Here is a 23235-nt window from a genome sequence, read left to right on the forward strand (position 1 = left end):
GGACATTTTAAAAATTAATTTAGATTACTAGGACAATACCATGATAGCGCAATCTTGTACTTGGGTCAATATATAAACTAGACTCAAGCAGATAATATTCCTATTTAACAACATTTTTCAAAAAACTAAACGAAAAAGACGAAGTAGAACAAAATATAAAACCGTTATATTTACCAATAGGAACGGATAATTTCTGATAACTGGGAAATCTGATCCCGGATCACACTTTGCATTTCATTTGAATGGATATCTCCTGTTTGAATCCCCGGTAACCATAATAGATCACCTGCTAATTCTTTTTCATGCTTTCGCCAGGAAGGATCAAACGTCAGTAAAATGGTATGGTTGAATGGTTGATTCTCTGTTTCACTTATCCACTGATTCAATCGCTCTACCTCAATTGTTTTTTCTGCGTCTTTCAAATAGAAATAACTCGGAATAAGTAACACTCTACCACTTAGCTCTTGCTCGATTTCATTAGCGAATATCGTCATTATTTCTTGTTGAAAAGCATCTTTCCCTATGTCCTCATCATTTGTCAGTTGGAAAGGAATTAAAGGCATCAGAATGGTGTCAATATATTCTTTTGCTTGTACATACTTTTCCAGATCGTCTTTTCTCCACTTCATTGCAAACATTCAGCCTCTCTATATTATCAATTTTCATATACACTCAAGTTTACCCTAAGTAATGAAAAAGAATCAACCCATTCGTTAAGAAGTTGGTTGATTCTTTAGGTTTTTCTCGGTTTTCTTTAGTTCGTCGGAAAGTCTGATAAACTTATCATAATCTCTTTCATCGAGCGACTCATCAATTTGTTCAATTAAGCTTTTTCTTATTTGAGCTTGAAGTGTATAATTCATCAGCCGTTCCGCTTCCCGCTTGTCCTCATCCGTAATAAAATCGTCATCCGATAAGAACGGATTTTCTTCAAGGATGAGCGCATATTGCGGGTTCTGCCTCCATTGATGAAAGTTCAATTGGACATAAAGAGCTTCGTCATCGTTTAACCGAATATCGTGAAATGCTTTCTCCGGATCAGACGTAATTAATTTGTTGCGGTGGAAACGAAAAGCTACTCCATTTGAACATTTGGTTGAGATAATAATGCTGCGTGGACAAGCTTTCGCATGGCGAACAAAATGCAGATTACGCAGTAATTTATTATGACTCGCCAAATAAGATAAAATCCAGTTGCTTTCCCGAGCTTTCATTTCATACTGGTTCAGGAACCAATAAATAAATGCTTTCTTCTCATGCGGATGAATGACAGCGTTAGTCATATTAATCCTCCTCAGGTAGTCTTGGTGCATTCATAATCGAGATAAGAATTCTTCAATCGTGTAATCATCAGGAACAAGCTGTAAATACCTTTGAAACACGGCTATTGCTTCAGGTGTCTGCCCTTCTTCAATCAGGAAGTAACCATATTCCTTCAGAAAGTCTGTATCATCACTTAAATTCAAATACGCATCCTGATAAGCTTGAAGAGCTTCCTTATATTGTTCCTCCTCATTATAGGCTCTTGCCAATTCCCAGTCATATAAAGGCTCTAGAGATCCAATTGACTTCACGCTCGAGAGCAAGTCGATAATATCCGCATGCCTGTCCCGCTCTTTTAAAAATTCCAAGAAAAAGAGAATAGCTTCTTTATAATCCGGATCAATCGCAATTGCTTCCCTTATATATTCCTCACTAGCCGAATCATTATTCAATTGACGCGCAATCATCCCAGCAAGGAAATATAAATGTTTATTAAATGTATCTTGCTTTAGCCCTTTTTCTACAATATCAAATGCTTCTTGCAACATACCTTCATCTTGTAAAGCTTTTGCTAGATTTTCATAAACAGAATGATAATAAGGATCTAATTCTACTACGCGCTTCCAAGCTGTTATTGCTATATCATTTCTACCGGCCTGGCTAGCGGTGACACCGTATTTAAAATATTTATCCGGGGTTTTATCTTGTCCATTTTTGAAATATTCAAGTGCCTTTTCATATTCACCAATCCCCGCATAGGATTCTGCAAGGCGGTCTAATATAGAAACATCCGCAAACATTTCATGTTCCTTGGCAACTTTTTCATAATATGTCACGGCTTTTTTATATGTGCCGGTTGAAAAAGAAAGTTCTCCAAGTGCAAAATCAATTATAACTTCGTTGGGTAACTTTTGTTTGGCAGTAAGCAACTTCTGTTCCGCAACTTCAAATAGACCTTGGACCTGGTATAAGTCAGCTAGCTGGATTAATACTTGAATGTATGCTGGGTCCTCCTCTGATATTTCTGCTAAAAGAGCGATTGCCTGTTCATCATCTTCTTTTTCAATTGCAATATCAGCGAGGGTTAGAATCAGATCGTTTTCATCAGGGTATTTCTTCAAGAGTTCTGAAAGAATAAGTTCTGCTTCATCCAAGAATCCCCATTGTAAATACAATTCAGCGATTGTATATTTTTCATCATCATTTGCTTTTGGGGTATATTCTTCCAATAAGCGCAATGCTTGTTCTATTTTATTTTGTTCGACTAATTCTACTGCTTTTAAGATGGTATCCATTTCCCCATCCTTTCTTTAATCATGCTTACTGTAATAATATCGAAAACACCCTTCATATTCAATCAAATCACATTCGCCTGCAAGGTTGTTACTTCACTTCGGCTCCGCAGATCCCATACTCTTTGGGCTTCCCTTATGTTTAGAGGTGGGAGTATTACAGACCGTTAATGCGTGATAAAGTGAAACTTCATTCAGTGGGGGATTCCTTACCCCCCACTTAATGTTAGTTGAACAGAATCAGGTATTTACGGACTGTATATCCCCCACCTTCACATTGGTTTACCCTCTTGTATAGAGGTGGGGGGTATTACAGACCGTTAATACGTGATAAAAAGTAACCAAAGAAAGCATGATAATTTGACTTTCTTTGGTTAGATGGTTAGTTTGTTGTTATTCTTTTTAGGTCTTCAAAAAAGCTTGGATATGAGATGGCGACAGATGAGATGTCGTCAATAATGATGTCTTCTTTTGTAAAGAAAGAAGCGATAGCACCCATCATTGCCATGCGGTGATCATTATATGCTGATATATTTCCGCCTGCCAATTCCTGGCTTCCCTCAATAATCATTCCATCTTTTGTTGCCGTAATAGACGCTCCAAGTGTTGTTAGAACTTCGACTACGGCCGCAATCCGATCTGTTTCTTTCACCCGGAGTTCTTCAGCGTCTTTAATAACCGTTTTACCTTCTGCTTGAGTCGCAAGTAAGGCAATAATCGGAATTTCATCTATTAATCGAGGAATGATATCACCGGATATTTCTATTCCTTTTAAGCTCGAGCTGCTAATTTTAATATCACCAAGCAGTTCTCCGCCAATTCTTTCTTCATTACGAATCTCAATTTGTGCTCCCATTTGCATCAATACGTCAATAATTCCTGTCCGGGTAGGGTTTAGCCCAACCTTTTTTATAACAAGCGTACTATTTGGTTTAGCAGCCGCGGCGGCTAGGAAAAATGCTGCGGATGAGATATCACCCGGAACATAAATGTAGGCAGGCTTTAACGCTTGTTTCCCATCCATTCGAATAGTGTTTCCATCAACGTCAAGCTTTACCCCAAATGCTTCGAGCATCGTTTCGGTATGATCTCTTGTTTTAGCTTTTTCCGTTATAACCGTTTCACCGTTAGCAAAAAGACCTGCAAGTAATAATGCAGATTTAACTTGGGCACTTTTCACCGGTAAAGTGTATTGAATTGCTTGCAATTCCTTCCCGCTAATTGCCAAGGGTAATAGCTTGCCACCACTCCGTCCGAAAATAGTGGCATTCATATCTGAAAGAGGCAGTATGACCCGGTCCATCGGTCGTTCCGATAGGGAAGCATCCCCATAAATTGTTGTAAAAAGTGGTAAGCCGGATAATAATCCGATCATAAGACGGGCAGTTGTCCCTGAATTACCAAAATAAAGAGGTTCTTTTGGTTCTATCAGACTATCTGCACCATCGCTTTTGATGACAACTGTTTCCCCCTGCTGCTCGATAGATACTCCCATTTTCTGAAAGATATCCACTGTTCGCAGGCAATCCTCCCCATCTAGGAAATGGTCAATTTTTGTCCGGCCTTTTGCCAATGAACCAAAAATTACCGCACGATGAGAAATAGACTTATCTCCAGGTACTTCGAGTTCACCTATAAGAGCAGAAGATTGAGGTGAAATTCTTTTCTCCCCCACCCAATCACATCCTTTTATCAGTTTTGAATCATTGTTTCGTAACCATTTAACTCTAATTGTTGTTTACTTAGCTTCTGCGCATCCTTTGTGTAAAAACTGACACGGAGCACTCCGGTAATTCCTTCACGGATTTCCAGGATTTCAATATTTTTAATACTAATATTATGTTCGGCAAGAATTTGAGCGACCGATGCTATTGCTCCAGTCTGATCTCGAATATCGACATAAACATCATAGAATGCAGGTATTGCTCCAGCTGTTTTCGTTGGAATGCCGTCGCGATACTTCTGCGCATCCTCTAAATAGTCTATCATTGCCCGCTTTTCACTGTTGTCGATGAGTTCTTTCAATTGGATCATTTCTTCAATCCATTCTTGCAGCAAGACGGACATTTTTTTTCGGTTATGATAGAAGATGTCTTGCCACATCACTGGATTACTAGAAGCGATTCGCGTTATGTCGCGAAAACCTCCAGCCGCTAATTTTGGCAAAAAGGCATGGGTCTGTTGCCATTTTTTCGCCCGATGTACGAGTGACGAAGCGATTAAATGCGGGAAGTGGGAAATTACACCAGTCATTTCATCGTGTTCCTCTGGCTTTAAAACGACAAATTTACTTTTGGTTGGACTTAGTACATTTTTTAGTGTCGCAACCATTTCGTTTGTGCTCCGGATTGATGGTGCAAGCACATAGATAGCATTCTCAAAAAGGTGAGACTTGGCTGCCCCTATTCCCCGTTTATGGGAACCGGCCATCGGATGTCCGCCAATAAAAGCTATATTTTCATTTGTTAACTGTTCCGCAGCTTCGATAATCGCATGCTTCACTGAAGCCGTATCCGTCACAATCACTTGCCTTTCGAAAGGTATAGAATCAAGTCTTTTTATTAGCTCTATCGTTTCGGAAATTGGCGCCGCAAGGATAATAATATCAGCATCTTGAGCTGCCCGGGTAAAGTCGGTATATGCTTTATCGATAATCCCTTTCTCCAGTCCATATTGTAAGCTTTCTTCATTTAAATCATAGCCAAGAACGGTATGTTCTGGATTGATCTTGACCGCTTTCGCAAGTGACCCACCGATAAGTCCGATGCCTGCCACTAATATGTTTCTGTTTTCCATATTTTCACCTAATCTGCTCATCAAATTTCTGTAATAAGTGTTGAAGTTCCTGCATATCTTCCTTTGTACCAATTGTAATTCGGATTGAGTTCGGATACCCGAGCAACTCTCCCGGTCTTATAATAAAGCCATTTTCAATTAGATATTGAAAGACGTCTAAACCACTTGCAGGGGTGGAAACGAGAATAAAGTTTGTGTGGGACCGGTAATAATCCCAGTTCAATTCATCGAGAAACTGATAAAAACTTTCTTTTACTTCCAAGTTTTTAGCTGTTGTTTCACTAATAAATGCTTGATCTTCCAGTGCGACAGTTGCTGCTCTTTGAGCTACTGAGGTTGTATTGAAAGGACCACGGACGACGTTTAAATTATGGATTAATTCTGGATTACCGATTCCGTAACCGATACGTAAACCCGCTAATCCATACGCCTTCGAAAATGTCCGCAACGATATTAAATTGGGAAAAGATTTCGTATATGTAGTAGAATCAAGTAAATATTCATCCTCCACAAATTCTCGGTATGCCTCGTCTAAAACAACTAAAACATCTTCCGGACACTTTTTCATAAATTGGAGGAATTGGTCTTCTGTGTTCATGGTACCTGTCGGATTGTCGGGTGCGCAAATCCAGACGACTACAGTATCTACGTCGATCGCTTTAAGTATCGCTTCGAGATCATGTTTCCCGTCACTTGCAATGGGAACTTCCTTTACCGTACCCCCTTCAATAAATGTATTATGCTTATATTGTGGGAATGAATTGGCGGCCATAACGGTGTTGCTGCCTTCTTGCACGAATGCTCGGCAAATAATTTGAATAAGCTCCTCAGAACCACTCCCGAAAATTAATTGATCTTCTTCTACTGCTAATCTTTTACTAAGAGCAGTTCGAAGTTCTGCCGTATGCCCATCTGGATAAATATTTAATTCCGGTAAATGTTCCGATAAATCAGCTTTCACCTTGGAAGAATAACCGTAAACATTCTCATTGGAAGCGAGTTTGACAATTTTTTCCAAGCCATATTCTTCTTTAATCTCATGGGTTTGTTTTCCTTGCTGGTATGCAGTCAATTGACGTAATATCTGTTTTTGTTTCACTTTCTAATTTCCCCTCTTCTCAACTAATTCTGGTCGAAGCGTGATTGCTTCATTATGAAATATATGTCTGATCTCGGCCTGATTTCGGTCCGTATTTACTACCATCATAATCCGGATACAGGATTTCAAACTATTTCTCACATCGATTTCCGCCATACACATTACGGGAACATAGGTCCAACCAGAAAACTCTCTTAGTGCCCGTGCCGGAAAAGCAGCATCGATATCCTTAGTCGCAGAAATAAAAACATGGGAAACGTCTTCTGGTGCGACATCATTTGCTTCAATCATTTCCTGTAAGACACGTTTTGTATGATGGATGATTTCATCAGCTGTATTTTCCGTGACTGTAGTTGCCCCTCGTATTCCTCTTGAAACCATGTTACACCAGCCTCTCTCTAAATGTTTCTAAATGAACTTGTATTGCTTCATCAGACAACTCTTCTGTTTTTAATTTTCCGGGACGCTCTAAAAGCACCATTTTAATCCGTTGTTTCGTTGCCTTTTTATCTGCCTTCATATGATTGATGATTTTTTCCGCTTTAACAGTAAAACCTGTCAGTGGATAGTTGTTATCCACTAACCAATTCTTTAATTTATCAAACGGTAATTTACAGTTATATTCTCTTTCACTAACATGTATTGCAAATAATAACCCAATTGCGACCGCCTCGCCATGGGTGATATTTCCATATCCTAATTCAGCCTCAAGAGCGTGAGCAAGGGTGTGACCAAGGTTTAAATGACTTCGGATACCATGTTCCCGTTCATCAGCTTCTACGATCCCCTGTTTTACTTTAATTCCCGCCATTAAATGCGTTTGTAGTCTCTCTTGGTCCAAGGAGGCAAGAGAAGCTGAAAGCATTTCCTCAAAAAGGTCTTCACTGGATATCAGAGCTTCTTTTATTAATTCCGCATAACCAGACCTCGTCTCTCGCTCAGATAAACTAGTTAATGTTTCCGTATCGTAATAAACACCGACCGGCGGATAAAATGCTCCGATTAAATTTTTACCAAGGGGGTGGTTGATCGCTACCTTGCCACCGACGCTACTATCATGGGCAAGGATTGTAGTTGGTACTTGAATATAATCGATCCCCCGCATAAACGTCGCTGCCACAAACCCAGCTAAATCGCCCACAACACCGCCACCTAAAGCGATAATTAAAGAGTTGCGGTCCAAACCGGTTTCGATTGCTTTTGTCTGGGCATCATAATAGACATCGATATGCTTAGATTTCTCACCAGCTGGAATAATAAGCTGGGAGAAATCATAGGCTGATAATCCTTTTTTCACGTCATCTAAGTATAAATTTTCAATCGTTTCATCGGTAATGATAAGGATTTTGGAGTATGATTTACTTAAAAACTTATGTAACTTAAAACGGAGGCCTTCACCGACAAGAATGGAATAAGAACCGTTGCTATGCCGGACAGAAAGTTCCTGCATTAAAACCACCTGATTTCTTCACGGTACTTATCCAACGCTTCTTTAAGTTGTGGGAATTGATCATGCGGGAATTGATCGGTGATTGCCTTTGCAATTTCAAATGCGACAACATGCTCCATTACCACCGAAGCAGCAGGAACCGCACAAGGATCGGACCGTTCAATCGTTGCTGTAATCTCTTCCTTTGTATCAATATCCACACTCTTTAAAGGTTTTTTCATTAAAGTAGGGATTGGTTTCATTACTCCTCTGACTACGATTGGCATACCGGTAGACATCCCACCTTCAAAGCCACCTAAACGATTGGATGTACGATGGTAACCAAGTTCTTCATTCCACGCGATTTCATCATGGTTTTCACTTCCGTATATTTTAGCCGCATAAAAGCCTATACCGAATTCTACGCCCTTAAAGGCATTAATGCTAACAACACTGCCAGCAATCCGCGAATCCAGCTTACGGTCATAATGGACATAAGAGCCTACCCCTGCTGGAACACCTTCCACATACACTTCACAAACCCCACCAAGTGTATCACCTTCGCTTTTAGCATGGTCAATTTTTGCCATCATTTCTTCTTCAGCAGCAGCGTCAAGTACCATAACCGGAGATTTCTGCGAGATTTCTTGTCTTTCTTTCATCGACAGACTTTCTTGGTCTTCCGCCATGATACCTCCTATTTCCTTAACATATCCAGCGACTTCTATCCCAAGCTCTTTCAGCAGCTTCTTCGCTACGGCCCCTGCCGCTACCCGGGCGGCCGTTTCCCTTGCAGAGGAACGTTCCAGGATATTCCGAATATCACGATGTCCATATTTTAAAGCTCCGTTTAAGTCAGCATGTCCTGGTCGAGGGCGTGTGACTACTCGGCGCAGCTTCGTATCTTCGGGAATTGGATCCTCTCCCATAATATCTGTCCAATGCTTATAATCATCATTATGGATAACGAGTGAGATTGGAGAACCTAGCGTATAGCCATGTCTGATTCCACCCATAATTTCAACGAGGTCTGTTTCAATCTGCATGCGCTTCCCTCGCCCATATCCTTGCTGTCTGCGTAGTAAGGAATGATTAATATCATCTTTTGTTATTGGAAGATTTGAAGGGATACCTTCAAGAATTGTAGTTAATTGTTTACCATGTGATTCTCCTGCAGTTAAATATCTCAATGTACGATTCTCCTTTTCCCCATTCAATTCAGTTTTTAAGGCCACTGATTAGATTTCTAATTACTATAACATATTCAGACATCTTTTTGGACATAAATTATGTAAATATGAATAAATTTAAGATTTTGCCTTTTGGTAGAAAAAGGTGTCTAATAATTGTAAATTATATTTTTCTGGTGTAAAGATCTGTTCTGTACTGCCGACGAATAAAACACCGCTGTTACGCAATGAATTACTAAAGCCGCTATATATTTTTTCCTTCGCTTCATCCGTGAAGTATATCAGGACATTCCGACAGACGATCAAATCATAATTCGAAGGATAACTATCGGCAAGCAAATTATGTTTCTTGAAGGTTATGTTTTGCTTTAACAGCGGATCTAGCTTATACCGTCCATTTTCGTATGTAAAATGCCTTTGTTTCAAAGCAGGGGGAACTTCTTTTAAAGCTTGCTCCATGTATTCTGCTTTTTGAGCTTTCTTCAGCGCAGTTTCATCAATGTCCGTTGCAAGTATTTCCACTTTAATATTTGGAAAAAACTCTTTGAATAATATGGCTAAGCTGTATGGCTCTTCTCCTGTGGAGCATGCTGCGCTCCAAATGGTGATACGTGACTTGTTATTGGTTAGTGCTGGAATGACACGATCTTTTAAAACATCCCACCGTTTTTTGTTCCGGAAAAACTCCGATACATTAATCGTTAATCGTTCGATAAATTCTTTCATGAGTTCGTTGTCTTTGTTCATTGCTTCAAAGTATTGGATATAGCTGGAAAAACCGCGTTTATTTCTTAATGTAGTAATTCGGCGTTTCATTTGTGTTTCTTTATATAAACTGAGATCGATGTCGTGCCTTCTGTTTACACGATCAATAAACTCACTGTAATCATCAATCATCATATTCCTCCTCGTATAGAACTATTTCCAGTTACAATCAACCGATTACTTTCATACAGCGTAAGTGAAGCTATCGTCTCGGGGTCCGCAGTCCAGACACCTCTCGCTTTCCGCGGGCGGCTGGTGAGCCTTGACGTATAGGATGTGCTAATGCAGACGTTGCCACAGGACGTGGCGTTCTTAGTCTGCCTCGGGCTAACGCCCTGTGGGGTCTCACCAAGCCTATCGACGAACAGGATGTTCTAATGCCGGCATTGGTCACAGGACGTGACCGTACTTAGCCGGCCTCCCGCAGGAGTCTCGAGGTGTCTGGACTGCTCCGAGGAATGTCCTAATTTGGAACGCTATTTTTCATTTTAGGAATTAGATCGCTTATCATAGTGGTGGGTTAGTTTCCATTAATAATAACCCTCTCTACCAGTTCAGTTGTCCGGAGGACGGTGACTCCAACGGGAAAAGCACGGGTCCGAAGACCCCGCAGGGCTGTAGCCCGAGGCAGACTACGAACGCCACGTCCTGTGCGTCGAGGCTGAGGCCGTGCCTTAGGTGTACATCCGTCCTTCGGGAAACTGGACGGTAATTAGAACTCCGAAACAAGTAAACGAGCAAAGCACTTATACTTTATGATAGTAATTCGGAAGCTTTTCTTATTAGGTTTTTAAAAGTTGTTTCTGGTTGGGATATAACTATTTTCTATTTGTTATTTGTTCTTAAAAACCTCCGTTTGGGAACGGAGGTTTGTTGGTGGATTAGTAAATCCAGGTTGTATCTACTTTTTCGTAAGTAATTAATTCGCTTTCATCAAAGAATAGTTTGATTTCGCGCTCTGCACTTTCTGGTGAGTCCGAACCGTGGATGATGTTTTTTCCTACAGTGATTCCGTAATCGCCACGAATTGTGCTTGGTGCTGCTTCACTTGGATTCGTTTTCCCCATCATATTGCGTGCCGTTGCAATTACGTCCTCACCTTCCCAGACCATTGCAAATACAGGGCCAGAAGTGATGAATTCGACTAATTCACCGAAAAAAGGTCTCTCTTTATGCTCCCCGTAGTGTTGCTCTGCCAGCTCATTCGACACTAGCATTAACTTTGCCCCTGCAAGTTTGAAACCTTTTTCCTCGAATCGTTGTACAATCTTTCCAATTAAATTACGCTGTACTCCATCTGGCTTTACCATTAAAAATGTCTTTTCCATACAAACACTCCTCAAGTATAATGATTATGTAACCGCTAAAATTATACAAAATTATTAGGAAAATAACAATTATTTTCCTTATGTCCTCCGTTTTCCAATATATTTGGCAATGGATTGCAAGGTTTGTTTTGATTTGCTAGAGGGCAATTTTTCCAATGTTGCCAAAGCTTTACTCAAATATAAATCACTTAATTCATAAGACTTCTTAATTGCATCTGTTTGTTTCAATCGCTCAATGACAGCTTTCATATCATCAGGATGAACGTTGGCCGGATCTCTAAACACTTCTCTCGTATAAGAATAAAATTCTTCATTATCCATTCCATATAATACAGGGAGCGTGATATTTCCTTGCAGGAGATCATTGCCCGCTGGTTTACCGAGTTGCTTTGAAGTTTCCGTGAAATCCAATATATCATCGATAATTTGATAAGACATGCCAATATAGTAACCATAGCGATACATCCGCTTTATATCTCTGTCCGACAAGCCGGACAGAATAGCGCCCAGTTCACAGCTTGTTGCAATTAATAATGCCGTTTTTCTTTTGATTCGTCGCAAATAATCCCGTAATGTCTGGTCCCAGTTAAATTTATCCTCGATCTGCTCCATTTCACCGATCGCTACCTCGACAAGCGATTTAGATAGCGCCTTGTGAACTTTTGGATTGTTAATCATCGTTATTTCTTCCAGCGCCCTCGCTAGAATATAATCCCCTGTATACATCGCTACTCGGTTGGAGTAAGTATGTTTGATAGTCGGTTTCCCTCTTCTCAAGGTCGCTTCATCAATCACATCATCATGCACGAGCGTTGCCATATGTATTAATTCAAGCGCGATTGCTGCTCTATTAATATTCTCGGCATCATAATGACCCATTTGCCCCGCAAGAAGAACAAATACAGGACGAATTCTTTTTCCTCCTGCATGCAATAAATCTGTCGAAGCTTGACGTAAAACCGGGTGTTCCGCTTGAATCGATTGATTTAAAGATGCCTCGATCAAGTCGAGATCTTTTTTTAAGTATCCGTATGTTTTAGGAAGTTTCATATGTGTCACCTATACTTTTAAATTGCAACTTAGCTGGTATATTTAGCGAATCTGCTTTGTTCCCATATGCATTGCCGCTACGCCAAGGGTATAGCTTTTCACCTCGACAAAAGAAAAGCCCGCTTCTTGAAAGAGTTCTTTTAACTTATCTTTGTCAGGGAAATGCTTAGTCGATTCGTTCAGCCAGGAGTATTCATCATAACTTTCCGCAAAAAGCTTACCAAAAAGGGGCATGATGAAACGGAAATAAAAGAAATATAATTGCCTGAAGCCAATAATTTCCGGCTGCGAAGTTTCTAAACAAACTACCTTACCATTCGGTTTCACAACCCGGTACATCTCTTTTAATACCGTTAAATAATCACGGACGTTTCGTAAACCGAAACCGATTGTCACGTAATCAAACGTATCGTCTGGAAAAGGTAGTTCCATTGCATCTCCATGTACAAGATCAAGCTGTGATAAATTTAATGCATCACGTTTTTCTTCGGCGATAGAAAGCATATTTTTGCTGAAATCCAAACCGACGACTTCTCCTTCGTCACCGACAGCTTCAGCAAGGGTTAGAGCCCAGTCTCCTGTGCCACAGCAGACATCCAGCGCTTTTGCACCTTTTTCCACGTGCATTCTGTCCATCACATCTTTCCGCCATAATTTGTGCTGTTGGAAAGAAATAATGGAATTCATGGAATCATAATTTTGATATATCTTTTCGAATACGTGATGGACACGTTCTTCTTTTGTTTGTTTTTGCATATTTACCCTTCTTCCACATTCGAGGCTTTCATCGCAACATGATCCGCTCTTCTCTGTTTAAAGTAGTTATAAATTTCCCCAGAAGAATGGGGGAGTTGCTTTAACCCTTGTTGGAGGATCAGCCATTCTTTATGGAGAATATATCTAAATTTATCCTCTTTGTTCATATACGTATTGGAACGTTTAACATCTAACAAACTGTTAAGCACAATTTCATCTGCCATTACCCGTTCCTTCTCCTCTTGGAGCGTTGAAATATAGAACCACTGTGTTATGTTATCTACAAATTCATCGTGTTTAAAGTATGCTGCAACTGTTTTTAATAGCAATGTGTTGATTTGCACTTTCAAGTCGATATACTCGTTAAGGCTTGCGAATTCCTGATAGTAAAGTTTCATTTTCAACTCATTGATCGCTTTAATTGCAGACGCTAGTTTATGTATAAAATCAAACTCATCTATTTGTGAGAGCAGATAGTAGTATAAGCCACTATAATAATCACCAGCAAGCACGTGTAGCTGTCTGGATAGATTTTCCTCCGTGCTTTCATCTGCTTTACTTTCATTAACCAGTTCGTGGGTATCTAATGCTATCTGAACAAGCATGGTCGTAACAATATATGCATCACGCTTTGTATGGGGAAGCGCGGAATTAATTGGAACGAGATTTGATAGAATAAATAATTTATCATCTTCTATCACGGGCTTTTGAATATTTTTCCATAGAAAGTCATATCTTATTTTTTCTTCTATTGCTTTTTTAAATCGAAGTATTTCATTTACCGAGTTACTCAAGAGAGATCACCTAAGCCCTTTCGTCTATAGAAGTGCCTTAGCTATTATAGCATATTTAATTACAATCTACATCTTCCCATTTATGTAGAAGTAAAATTTGTAAAACTAGTGAAACTCACTTTTATTCGTTGCTCATTTCTCCATTATTTGTTTGAATAACAGCTTTGCCGCGGATCTTTACTGCAGATGTATGCTCGGTGAATTGCGCAATCATGATTTCATCCTTATCAAGCTTTTCTGTATGGTGAAATTTCGTATCGGTACCTCGGGTGAGTCCAATGACATTCACACCGTCTTCCAGCGCTTTGATAACAATATAATCTGTTTTGAAATTTGGCTCTTTCATGCTTTCATCCCCTTAAACACCTTATATTTTAAATTTACCAACTTCTATACTCTCATGATTTGCATGCTTTTTGCAACATTGTAGAATGCATTAAAAAAGGGTACGTATAAAACGTACCCTTTATAAGCCCTATGTAGCAAGTTATTTAACAGCATCTTTAAGAGCTTTTCCTGGTTTGAACGCAGGTACTTTGCTTGCAGGGATTTCGATTTCTTCTCCAGTTTGTGGGTTACGGCCTTTACGTGCTGCACGGTCGCGCACCTCGAAGTTACCGAAACCGATCAATTGTACTTTTTCACCTTGTTTAAGTGAATCCATGACAGTTTCAAATACAGCTTCAACTGCTTTTGTTGCGTCTTTCTTAGAAAGCTCAGTTTTCTCAGCTACTGCATTGATTAAATCAGTTTTGTTCATGACATTCACCTCCTCCCGAAATGTTAAACTTGACAGTGTAACAAACAAAAACTACTTAATTCATTTGTTCACATCTTTGTCTCCTTTTATACCTTGTTACCAAAATCAATTAGTAACAAGGCTAATATTAAACGAATTCGCTTTGAAATTCAACAATATATGCGCTTTTTCTGCATATTTTTTATAAAAACAGCTACTTCGCTCCATTCGTCAGATATTTCAGATGTGAAAGCAGTTTTCATTTGAGTACCCTATACTATACCTATTCGACAAGGATTTCTATTTTCCTGCCGTCCAAAAATAAAAAGCAGCCTTTTTCAGCTGCTATAAAATGATTGCCAATAATCCGCCCGATCCTTCATTGATGATGCGCTCTAATGTATCCTTCAGTTTATATCTGGCGTTTTCTGGCATTAATGAAATTTTTCCTTGAATACCTTCTCGTACAATTGAATTGAGAGATCTTCCGAATATATCCGATTCCCAGATAGATAATGGGTCGTCTTCAAAATCCTGCATTAAATATCTCACAAGTTCTTCACTTTGCTTCTCCGTCCCGATAATCGGTGCGAATTCTGATTCAACTTCGACTTTAATCATATGAATGGATGGAGCAACTGCTTTCAGTCTTACGCCAAATCTTGTACCTTGCCGGATAATTTCCGGTTCATCGAGGATCATATCTTGTACACTCGGAGCTGCAATTCCATAACCCGTCTGTTTTACCATCTGCAGGGCACTTGCAATCTGATCATATTCCCGTTTCGCATGGGTAAATTCCTGCATAAGTTCCAATAGATGGTCTTTCCCCCGGATTTCTTCACCAACAATTTCTTTTAATATTTCATCATACAATTCCGGCGGAGCGTGGAGATCAATTTCCGCAATTCCTTCTCCCATCTCCATACCGGCTAAGTTTGCCTGGTCAATGTATTCATATTCTGAAAATGTTGCAACAATCTCATCGACATCTCTTAAACGTTTAATGTTCTTCACTGTTGTTTGAATTGCGCTCTCATAATTCTCCCGCAGCCAATGCTCCTCTTTAAGGACCATCACCCAGCTTGGTAGATTTACATTCACCTCAAGTACAGGGAATTCAAACAAAGCTTCGCGGAGAACTTTATAAACATCTTGCTCTGTCATATTCTCCACACTGACAGCTACAACGGGGATATCATACTTCTCAGCTAACTCCGTTCTTAAAAATTCTGTTTCCGGGCTTGTCGGGCGAACGGAATTCACAACCATAATGAATGGTTTGCCAACATCCTTTAATTCCTCGATTACCTTTTCTTCAGCCTCTTCATAGTCCGAACGGGCAATCTCTCCAATTGTGCCATCGGTTGTTACGACAATTCCAATGGTAGAGTGTTCTTGGATTACTTTTCGCGTTCCAATCTCTGCCGCGTCATGGAATGGTATAGGTTCTTCATACCAAGGAGTGTGAATCATTCGTGGTCCATTTTCATCTTCAAATCCTTTTGCTCCTTCGACTGCATAACCGACACAATCGACAAGCCGCACATTCACATCGAGACCTTGTTCTACATTGACGGTGACTGCTTGATTAGGGATGAACTTGGGCTCCGTTGTCATGATTGTTTTCCCTGCAGCGCTTTGGGGCAGTTCATCCATTGCTCTTGATCTGTCACTTTCATCGGTGATATTTGGCAGGACGACGAGTTCCATAAACCTTTTAATAAATGTTGATTTTCCCGTACGGACAGCTCCGACTATTCCAAGATATATATCTCCGTTTGTCCGTTTAGAAATATCTTTAAAAATATCGATTTTCTCCAAAGAAATCCCTCCCGATCCTAAAAACTATTAGAAATACAGCGGAATATTACTTGACATTACAAGTCTATGATGTTGTCCTAATAAAATATGCATGATTAATCAATACTAGAATGCATTTATATATCTTCCATTATTCTTCGCCTCCATGATATGAAAAGCTATTGGAAAACTAATATGTTATGGAAAACTCCAGATCCCCCACCCTCTCCTTCCGGGGGCACCTGACGAGCCTCGACGCGCAGAATCTGCACATGTAGGCATTGACCACATACAAGAGAGAGAATAGTCTGCCTCGTGGATAAGCCTGCTGAGGGCCTTCTCGATGCTTCTCATTCCGCAGAAGTCAGGAGGCGGCCGAGGCAAACTAAAGGTTCGCACTTTAATTTATACACTCAAAAAATTAGACAGCCTAGCTAACATATCTTCCGGGAGCAGTCCGGATACCTTGAGACTCCTGCGGCAGGACTAGCCTAGGTAAGACCCTGCAGCATGCAAAGTGTGCGAGGAGTAACCTGACCGCCTGTGAAAAGGAGAGGTATCGGGACAGTGGATCTCCAGATAGAAAACCGATGATATATATCAATTAAAGCGAACAATAAAAAACCCTCGGAACAGTATATGTGCCGAGGGTGTTGGTTTATGCATGTTTTTTTGGAGGCTATTCCTCCTCCATCATTAAGACCGGTTCTCCGTCTTTTACCGTGTAAGGAAGCGAATAGGCTGGTGCAAAGGGAGTGTGGTCGGTTAAGAGATAACGGATGTCGTCTCCCTCTTCATAGTCATGATCATATTCGTCTAACGCTTGCTGTAAGTCAATCCGGTAGTCTACATATAAGTTTCCTTCCACATCCATAATAATCGGCAAGTTCTCCTGACTATACGGACTTACGACAGTCGGCGGTTCATCTAGTTTCAATTTCTCATGATCGATGAGATAAATACCATCTTCTACCTTTTCACCAAAAGCCGGGTATGTATGTTCATCACGAAATGTATTCATTCGAATATTAACACTGCGGATGGCTTCCGTAATTCTTAAATCAATCACTTTAACAGTTGGATCAACTTCTGGATTAATTAAAATATATTGATAATAGCCACCATTTTCAAAAGCGTTGCCTGGGATTTCTGCAATCGCATTGTGCTCCTTCAACAAGTTAAAATCTATTAAATATTTCTCAAAAATTGGTGTGTCGCTCGGTTTCGTGCGAATTGGCACGAGGCCATCCGTCTGTTCTTGATAAGTATTTACGGCAGACTGGACTGTTTCAAGCTGTGTAGCATGCGGTACTTGATTCTCTACTCGTTCACTGTCCGGGTACAGGCAGCCCGCAAGCAGGACGAAGGAGAAGGCAAGTACGGCTATTTTTATGTATGAAGCTTTCACTTTTTACCCTCCTGATAACTATCTTGTAGGACCTGTAAACACGACAAAAAGAATAATCAGTGCACCGGATACTAAGCTGAAATAGGCAAGTAAAGAAACGATTCCCGCTATCCAGCCCTTTAATTTTTGTCTGCTTAACCAGATCAGACCCATTGCTAAAAATAATAAAATCATCCCCGCAAACGATACGTACATTTTAAACATGGATATGCTCATTTTATTTCACCCCTAATTTATAGAATCTGCTTAGGAACACCACATATTATACCATAAGCAATTCATATAATTATATCAAGATGTATAAGCTTGTAAAAAAAACCGGAACAGAGGGGGCCGCTCCGTTCCGGGTGACTAGATAATACCCTTGCAGACTCTATCCACGAATGCTTGTGCGATTTATTGTATGCGAGAATGCAACGTTCTGTATCCTCATCTGCCTACTGACCTAATTAATTATCGAATAAATTATTCATGGTTTGAGGATTCATTGGAACTTTATTCTTAACAATTGCTTCTACGATCTTATCCTCTTTATCCTTGGAAACAGGTTTGTTCGCTAATCTAGATAAGCGTTGGATAAGTTCGCGGACCGTTTTTTCATCAGAAAAGTCAGCGTGTTTTACGGAATCTGCCACCTGGTAAATCTCCTCAGGGGATATGTTCGCTTTTTGATTGATTTTATCGAACATGCCTTTTTGAAAATTATTCACTACATTTCCTCCTTGATTCTTTATTTCAACATAGTATATGCAAGGAGAAAGAATGCGTGTGAATCAGGAGTACAGATCCTTAAGCATCTGATCAAGTCCGGCCATCTCTTCACGCTTGTCTCTTGTCATCAATTGAGTGACCGCATCTTTAGGATTTTTATTTTCAAAAAGAATCTGGTAAATCCCTGAAGTGATCGGCATTTCAACCGCTTGTTCTTCAGCAATCTGATACGCGGCCTTAACTGTACGCACCCCTTCAACAACCATGCCCATTTCACTTAGGACATCATCAAGCTGGTGTCCTTTACCCAGCAAGTTTCCAGCACGCCAGTTCCTGCTATGGACACTTGTACACGTAACAATCAAGTCACCAACACCGGATAATCCTAAGAAACTAATCGGGTTCGCTCCTAGCGATGTTCCTAATCGGGTAATTTCAGCAAGTCCTCTTGTGATAAGGGCTGATTTAGCATTGTCACCATACCCCAACCCATCTGAGATACCTGCGCCTAGGGCGATAATATTCTTTAATGCTCCGCCTAATTCAAGCCCTAACACATCTTGACTTGTATACACTCTAAATGTATCACTATTGAATAGATTTTGAGCATGTTTACTCTTCTCTGGATTCTTCGCCGCAACTGTTACCGTTGTCGGGTGTCGCAATGCAACTTCTTCAGCATGGCTTGGACCCGATAGAACAACGATATCGTCGGAAGGATATTCCGGAAATTCTTCAGCAATCATTTCCGATACGCGCTTCAATGTAACGGGCTCAATTCCTTTCGTTGCGTGAATGATCGTTGCTCCGTCCGGTAAGACATGTTGTAAAGAACGGGTCACTTCCCGGATTGCCTTTGCTGGAACAACAATTAAGACAGCCTCCGTTCCCTTCACTGCCTCATTTAAGTCAGAGAAGGCTTGGATTCCTTCAGGTAATTCTACATCTAAATATCTTTCATTGCGCTTTGTATTGTTAATCGCTTCAGCTTGCTCCGCCCGGTGGCTCCACAATCTTACGGAATGACCATTATCAGCTAAAACGATACTTAAGGCAGTCCCCCAGCTCCCTGCACCTAACACTGCAATTTTTTTCATATAACTTTCTCCTCTCTGGCTACTGACGTCTTCTTACAAAAATGTTGATCGGTGTGCCAGTATAGTCAATCGCTTCCCTAATCTTATTTTCTAAAAATCGCTTATACGAGAAATGCATTAACTCCGGATCATTAACAAAGATTACAAAGGAAGGAGGCTTCACAGAAACCTGTGTCGCATAGAGAACCTTCAAACGCTTCCCTTTAAATGTCGGAGTTGGGTTCACCGCAATTGCATCCATAATCACATCGTTCAACAAATTGGTAGGTATCCGTTTTGCATGGTTCTCACTGACCATTTTAACAACCGGAAGCAATGTGTGCAGTCGCTTTTTCGTCTCCGCAGATAAAAATACAATCGGTGCGTAATCCAAAAATTGAAACTGCATTCTGATGTCCTCTTCGAATTTCTGCATTGCCTTTTGATCAGATTCGACGGTATCCCATTTATTAACTACAATGACAACTGCCCGCCCTTCTTCATGGGCATAACCGGCCACTCGTTTATCCTGTTCAATGATTCCAGTTTCAGCATCAATCAAGACAAGGGCAACGTCCGCCCTTTCAATCGCCTTTAAAGTCCGCAGCACACTATATTTCTCCGTCGTCTCATATACTTTCCCGCGTTTTCGCATACCTGCCGTATCGATGATGACATAGTCTTGTCCATCCCTAGTGAATGGAGTATCAACCGCATCTCGTGTCGTCCCTTCCATATTACTTACGATGACACGATCTTCATTTAAGAGTGCATTTACTAAGGAGGACTTACCGACATTCGGCCGCCCGATTACACTGAAGTAAATCGTTTCATCATCATCTTCTGGTTCTTCTTCTGGAGGAAAGTGGCGAATCACTTCATCCAGTAAATCACCAAGACCGAGACCATGAGCGCCTGAAATAGGAAAAGGCTCTCCAAATCCAAGAGAATAATATTCGTAAATAGTTTCTTGCATCTCTGGATTATCTATTTTATTCACACCTAAAACAATCGGTTTGTTGGATTTAAATAATAATTTAGCAACTTCCTCATCCGCTCCAGTGATTCCTTCTTTACCATTTACTAGAAAAATAATAACATCTGCCTCATCGATTGCAATTTCAGCTTGTTGGCGCATTTGAACAAGCAATGGTTCGTCGCCCGCTTCAATTCCTCCTGTATCGATGAGATTAAATTCTCTATTCAGCCATTCCGCTTGCGAATAGATCCGGTCTCTTGTAACACCGGGAATATCTTCTACAATTGAAATTCTTTCACCGACTAATCGGTTAAATATCGTTGATTTGCCTACATTAGGTCTTCCAACTATTGCAACAACTGATTTTCTCATGAAAGGAACTTCCCTTCTACACCATACTTTATTACTTCATTCATTCTAGCAAAATCAACCGATTTAAACAATTTTAAACCGAAATCAATGTTTTACAATGATGTACAATTCCTCGCTTAAGGAATGCGCAATTCCGTCTGTTATCGCTTCCAGATTTGCAGCAATCATTTCCAGTTCTTGCTTGGATTCACAAATAAAAATTGGTGCGCCTCCATCAATTTTTGATTGATCTGTTGTAATGACGGCAAGGATGGCTTTCTCGATATTCATCATTCATCCCTCGTTTCATGATAGGATTTTGATTCGGTAGGCATGCGGATTGCGCTTTCGAGCACTGGAACGGCACCGATAATTTTAATGGCAAGGTCAATATCACGGTTTTGCGGAAGAATAAACATACCGATTCTGCCGTCGTCCAAATCCCGTTTAATAAGCGGTGTTAAAGCTGGTGTTCCCGAGTCACGAAAAATCCCAAGTGAAACAGAAACGTCGTGAAGCATTGCCTGTCGTTGCCCTAAATTAGCTAAGGTCTGCACGACATTCCGGTTTTTCGGATAGATGATGAATCCGGCACCGTATTTCAATATTTCTTCACGTCTTTCTTTTAACCCAATATTCATAATATAAATATTATCAACATACAACCCCGCACCATCAAACTTCAAAGGGGTATATTCGATATTAGCGATGCTTTTAATCGTTTTGCCACTCATTAGGCGTAACCCTAGAAGGACGGAAACAACACCTCCAGCGATCGCAATGGGAAGGCTAAAATAAATATACAATACTGTAGAAATAAGCGCCGTGAAAATACAAAGATAATTTCTGCTTTCAAATGAAATTGCAATCCCTTCAATATACACTTTCCCACGGGGAACTAGCTCCAAGGGGTCAATCTCAGTCAATGTATTCCTCTCCATATTACGGACCTCCCGAAATTGCGTAGCGGCAACCGTTAGTAACGTAACTGCCGTATATTCTCGCTCAATTAATGCAGGAACTGCAATCGCCCCTAAAGAGGCCGCAATAAATCCAAGAGAAACGTGAATGATTTTCCCGTGGAGATAGGTTGGATACTGTCTATAATCAGTTCTCAACATTAGAATCCTTGCCATCGTACCGACAAACACGCCAAATAAAATGGCATACTTAAATTCGCTCATATTCTCACTCCTTGGCATTCAGTCTGCCAAAAAAGCAAGTCTGGTATACACCAAGAAAAAGGTCCTCCTTTCGCAGGAAGACCTTTCATTATTATTTATATTTGTCGAGCTGATCGCCAATAACGTCTCCGAGTTGGAATCCGGAATGGTCGTCATCTTTTTCATAATTTTTTACTTCGACTTGCTCTTTCTCCTGTTCCAATTCTTTGATACTTAAGGAAATACGTTCGTCTTCTTCGTTCACGTCAAGCACTTTAACATTCACTTGCTGACCTACTTCAAGCACTTCATCTGGTGTGCCGATATGACGGTTCGCAATCTGAGAAATGTGAACAAGTCCTTCTACTCCAGGGAATAATTCAATAAAAGCACCAAAGCTAACTAAGCGTTTAACGGTTCCTTCTATCACATCACCTTGAGAAACGCGTTCCCCGATGTTTGTCCAAGGTCCTGGTAAGGTCGCTTTATGGGATAGAGAAATTCTTTCATTATCTCTGTCGACGGATAGCACTTCCACTTCAATCTTGTCACCTTCTGAAACAACATCGGAAGCTTTTTCAACATGGTAGTGGGCTAATTGGGAAATATGAACTAGTCCATCAATACCGCCGAGATCAACGAATGCACCAAAGCCTGTTAGGCGTTGTACAGTTCCTTCAATTACTTGACCTTGCTCGAGAGAATCAAGAAGTTCTTTCTTTTTCTCCTCTTCTTCCTTTTCAACTACGGCACGGTGAGAAAGGATAACGCGATTTTGACTGCGGTCGAGTTCTTCTACAATAACTTCTAATGTTTTACCTTCATAATCACTGAAATCTTCTACATAATATGTTTCTACGAGTGATGCAGGGATGAAACCACGCACACCCACATCAACAACAAGTCCACCCTTAACAACTTCTTTTACAACGGTTTCAAAAACTTCCTTGTTGTCATGCTTTGCTTCAAGGTCTTCCCATGCTTTTTCAGCATCTACTGCCCGCTTGGACAATACTACTTCTTCATCTGTCAATTTCTTCACTTGTAGGGTAACAGAATCCCCTTCGCTTACAACATCGCTTGGAAGCTCGACATGTAAGCTGGAAAGTTCACTAATTGGGACAATTCCCTCTGTTTTATAACCGATATCTACGAGAACTTGTTTTTCCTCTACTTTTACAACTGTTCCCGTAACCGTATCTCCTACATTTAATTCTGGTATTTCGTTAAATTCGTTAGTCAT

Annotated in this window: 25 protein-coding genes; all 25 read right to left on the reverse strand. The window is 40.4% G+C overall.

Annotated elements, in window-relative coordinates; genetic code table 11:
• Positions 1-170: 170 nt before the first annotated feature.
• The 25 genes from WKU33_RS04730 to rpsA all read right to left on the reverse strand — a co-directional run bounded on the left by WKU33_RS04730 (position 171) and on the right by rpsA (position 23235).
• Positions 171-638, reverse strand: coding sequence for a YpiF family protein (locus WKU33_RS04730; RefSeq protein ID WP_340453468.1), 468 nt, complete (start codon positions 636-638; stop codon positions 171-173).
• A 75-nt stretch (positions 639-713) separates the two neighbouring features.
• Positions 714-1283 (reverse strand): ReoY family proteolytic degradation factor, encoded by a 570-nt coding sequence (locus WKU33_RS04735; protein ID WP_340453469.1) that lies wholly within the window; start codon positions 1281-1283, stop codon positions 714-716.
• Between the two features lie 30 nt (positions 1284-1313).
• On the reverse strand, positions 1314-2558 hold the full coding sequence (locus tag WKU33_RS04740) for a tetratricopeptide repeat protein (RefSeq protein ID WP_340453471.1): 1245 nt from the start codon (positions 2556-2558) through the stop codon (positions 1314-1316).
• Positions 2559-2937: 379 nt separating this feature from the next.
• On the reverse strand, positions 2938-4230 hold the full coding sequence (aroA, locus tag WKU33_RS04745) for a 3-phosphoshikimate 1-carboxyvinyltransferase (protein ID WP_156855879.1): 1293 nt from the start codon (positions 4228-4230) through the stop codon (positions 2938-2940).
• Positions 4231-4247: 17 nt separating this feature from the next.
• Positions 4248-5351: a prephenate dehydrogenase gene (locus tag WKU33_RS04750; RefSeq protein ID WP_340453473.1), complete on the reverse strand. Its 1104-nt coding sequence runs from the start codon at positions 5349-5351 to the stop codon at positions 4248-4250.
• Between the two features lie 4 nt (positions 5352-5355).
• Positions 5356-6450 carry a histidinol-phosphate transaminase gene (hisC, locus tag WKU33_RS04755; RefSeq protein ID WP_156855880.1) on the reverse strand — a complete coding sequence of 365 codons (1095 nt, stop codon included), beginning with the start codon at positions 6448-6450 and terminating at the stop codon, positions 5356-5358.
• A gap of 3 nt (positions 6451-6453) precedes the next feature.
• On the reverse strand, positions 6454-6831 hold the full coding sequence (gene aroH, locus WKU33_RS04760; RefSeq protein ID WP_336251475.1) for a chorismate mutase: 378 nt from the start codon (positions 6829-6831) through the stop codon (positions 6454-6456).
• Between the two features lies 1 nt (position 6832).
• Complete coding sequence (gene aroB, locus WKU33_RS04765) at positions 6833-7900, reverse strand: 3-dehydroquinate synthase (protein WP_340453476.1); 1068 nt, start codon at positions 7898-7900, stop codon at positions 6833-6835.
• Positions 7900-9069 (reverse strand): chorismate synthase, encoded by a 1170-nt coding sequence (gene aroC / locus WKU33_RS04770; protein WP_340453478.1) that lies wholly within the window; start codon positions 9067-9069, stop codon positions 7900-7902. The genes aroB and aroC overlap by 1 nt, the downstream gene beginning before the upstream one ends.
• 117 nt (positions 9070-9186) lie before the next feature.
• On the reverse strand, positions 9187-9966 hold the full coding sequence (locus tag WKU33_RS04775) for a CheR family methyltransferase (protein ID WP_156855884.1): 780 nt from the start codon (positions 9964-9966) through the stop codon (positions 9187-9189).
• 749 nt (positions 9967-10715) lie between these two features.
• A complete protein-coding gene (ndk, locus tag WKU33_RS04780) occupies positions 10716-11162 on the reverse strand; it encodes a nucleoside-diphosphate kinase (protein ID WP_156855885.1) in 447 nt (148 codons plus the stop codon).
• Between the two features lie 78 nt (positions 11163-11240).
• Positions 11241-12212 carry a heptaprenyl diphosphate synthase component II gene (hepT, locus tag WKU33_RS04785; protein WP_156855886.1) on the reverse strand — a complete coding sequence of 324 codons (972 nt, stop codon included), beginning with the start codon at positions 12210-12212 and terminating at the stop codon, positions 11241-11243.
• A 42-nt stretch (positions 12213-12254) separates the two neighbouring features.
• Positions 12255-12968 carry a demethylmenaquinone methyltransferase gene (locus WKU33_RS04790; protein WP_336251470.1) on the reverse strand — a complete coding sequence of 238 codons (714 nt, stop codon included), beginning with the start codon at positions 12966-12968 and terminating at the stop codon, positions 12255-12257.
• A gap of 2 nt (positions 12969-12970) precedes the next feature.
• A complete protein-coding gene (locus tag WKU33_RS04795; RefSeq protein ID WP_156855888.1) occupies positions 12971-13762 on the reverse strand; it encodes a heptaprenyl diphosphate synthase component 1 in 792 nt (263 codons plus the stop codon).
• Positions 13763-13883: 121 nt separating this feature from the next.
• Entirely contained in the window at positions 13884-14108 is a 225-nt protein-coding gene (gene mtrB, locus WKU33_RS04800; RefSeq protein WP_156855889.1) for a trp RNA-binding attenuation protein MtrB, read from the reverse strand.
• A 141-nt stretch (positions 14109-14249) separates the two neighbouring features.
• Positions 14250-14522, reverse strand: coding sequence for an HU family DNA-binding protein (locus WKU33_RS04805; protein WP_156855890.1), 273 nt, complete (start codon positions 14520-14522; stop codon positions 14250-14252).
• A gap of 324 nt (positions 14523-14846) precedes the next feature.
• Positions 14847-16325, reverse strand: coding sequence for a stage IV sporulation protein A (gene spoIVA, locus WKU33_RS04810; RefSeq protein ID WP_156855891.1), 1479 nt, complete (start codon positions 16323-16325; stop codon positions 14847-14849).
• A 658-nt stretch (positions 16326-16983) separates the two neighbouring features.
• Positions 16984-17712: a hypothetical protein gene (locus tag WKU33_RS04815; protein ID WP_156855892.1), complete on the reverse strand. Its 729-nt coding sequence runs from the start codon at positions 17710-17712 to the stop codon at positions 16984-16986.
• Between the two features lie 18 nt (positions 17713-17730).
• Positions 17731-17928, reverse strand: a complete 198-nt coding sequence (locus WKU33_RS04820; protein ID WP_156855893.1) for a DUF2768 domain-containing protein — start codon at positions 17926-17928, stop codon at positions 17731-17733.
• A 233-nt stretch (positions 17929-18161) separates the two neighbouring features.
• Positions 18162-18422, reverse strand: a complete 261-nt coding sequence (locus tag WKU33_RS04825) for a stage VI sporulation protein F (RefSeq protein WP_156855894.1) — start codon at positions 18420-18422, stop codon at positions 18162-18164.
• Between the two features lie 63 nt (positions 18423-18485).
• Entirely contained in the window at positions 18486-19520 is a 1035-nt protein-coding gene (locus tag WKU33_RS04830; protein WP_336251467.1) for an NAD(P)H-dependent glycerol-3-phosphate dehydrogenase, read from the reverse strand.
• A gap of 19 nt (positions 19521-19539) precedes the next feature.
• On the reverse strand, positions 19540-20850 hold the full coding sequence (der, locus tag WKU33_RS04835) for a ribosome biogenesis GTPase Der (protein ID WP_156855896.1): 1311 nt from the start codon (positions 20848-20850) through the stop codon (positions 19540-19542).
• 84 nt (positions 20851-20934) lie between these two features.
• Complete coding sequence (locus WKU33_RS04840; protein WP_235760798.1) at positions 20935-21120, reverse strand: capping complex subunit for YIEGIA; 186 nt, start codon at positions 21118-21120, stop codon at positions 20935-20937.
• Positions 21120-22013 carry a YIEGIA family protein gene (locus WKU33_RS04845; RefSeq protein ID WP_336251466.1) on the reverse strand — a complete coding sequence of 298 codons (894 nt, stop codon included), beginning with the start codon at positions 22011-22013 and terminating at the stop codon, positions 21120-21122. The genes WKU33_RS04840 and WKU33_RS04845 overlap by 1 nt, the downstream gene beginning before the upstream one ends.
• A 91-nt stretch (positions 22014-22104) precedes the next feature.
• Entirely contained in the window at positions 22105-23235 is a 1131-nt protein-coding gene (rpsA, locus tag WKU33_RS04850) for a 30S ribosomal protein S1 (protein WP_340453487.1), read from the reverse strand.

Source organism: Oceanobacillus sp. HCA-5259 (assembly GCF_037892815.1).
GTDB classification, from domain to species: Bacteria; Bacillota; Bacilli; order Bacillales; family Amphibacillaceae; genus Oceanobacillus; species Oceanobacillus indicireducens.

Excerpts from the sequence above, each read along its gene's own strand:
- WKU33_RS04750 (WP_340453473.1), bottom strand. The coding sequence starts at position 5,351 with ATGGAAAACAGAAACATATTAGTGGCAGGCATCGGACTTATCGGTGGG.
- rpsA (WP_340453487.1), bottom strand. The coding sequence starts at position 23,235 with ATGACTAACGAATTTAACGAAATACCAGAATTAAATGTAGGAGATACG.
- WKU33_RS04845 (WP_336251466.1), bottom strand. The coding sequence starts at position 22,013 with ATGAGCGAATTTAAGTATGCCATTTTATTTGGCGTGTTTGTCGGTACG.
- WKU33_RS04805 (WP_156855890.1), bottom strand. The coding sequence starts at position 14,522 with ATGAACAAAACTGATTTAATCAATGCAGTAGCTGAGAAAACTGAGCTT.
- WKU33_RS04820 (WP_156855893.1), bottom strand. The coding sequence starts at position 17,928 with ATGAGCATATCCATGTTTAAAATGTACGTATCGTTTGCGGGGATGATT.
- der (WP_156855896.1), bottom strand. The coding sequence starts at position 20,850 with ATGAGAAAATCAGTTGTTGCAATAGTTGGAAGACCTAATGTAGGCAAA.
- hepT (WP_156855886.1), bottom strand. The coding sequence starts at position 12,212 with ATGAAACTTCCTAAAACATACGGATACTTAAAAAAAGATCTCGACTTG.
- aroH (WP_336251475.1), bottom strand. The coding sequence starts at position 6,831 with ATGGTTTCAAGAGGAATACGAGGGGCAACTACAGTCACGGAAAATACA.
- WKU33_RS04790 (WP_336251470.1), bottom strand. The coding sequence starts at position 12,968 with ATGCAAAAACAAACAAAAGAAGAACGTGTCCATCACGTATTCGAAAAG.
- mtrB (WP_156855889.1), bottom strand. The coding sequence starts at position 14,108 with ATGAAAGAGCCAAATTTCAAAACAGATTATATTGTTATCAAAGCGCTG.
- ndk (WP_156855885.1), bottom strand. The coding sequence starts at position 11,162 with ATGGAAAAGACATTTTTAATGGTAAAGCCAGATGGAGTACAGCGTAAT.
- WKU33_RS04830 (WP_336251467.1), bottom strand. The coding sequence starts at position 19,520 with ATGAAAAAAATTGCAGTGTTAGGTGCAGGGAGCTGGGGGACTGCCTTA.
- WKU33_RS04735 (WP_340453469.1), bottom strand. The coding sequence starts at position 1,283 with ATGACTAACGCTGTCATTCATCCGCATGAGAAGAAAGCATTTATTTAT.
- WKU33_RS04840 (WP_235760798.1), bottom strand. The coding sequence starts at position 21,120 with ATGAATATCGAGAAAGCCATCCTTGCCGTCATTACAACAGATCAATCA.
- WKU33_RS04740 (WP_340453471.1), bottom strand. The coding sequence starts at position 2,558 with ATGGATACCATCTTAAAAGCAGTAGAATTAGTCGAACAAAATAAAATA.
- WKU33_RS04730 (WP_340453468.1), bottom strand. The coding sequence starts at position 638 with ATGTTTGCAATGAAGTGGAGAAAAGACGATCTGGAAAAGTATGTACAA.
- WKU33_RS04775 (WP_156855884.1), bottom strand. The coding sequence starts at position 9,966 with ATGATTGATGATTACAGTGAGTTTATTGATCGTGTAAACAGAAGGCAC.
- aroB (WP_340453476.1), bottom strand. The coding sequence starts at position 7,900 with ATGCAGGAACTTTCTGTCCGGCATAGCAACGGTTCTTATTCCATTCTT.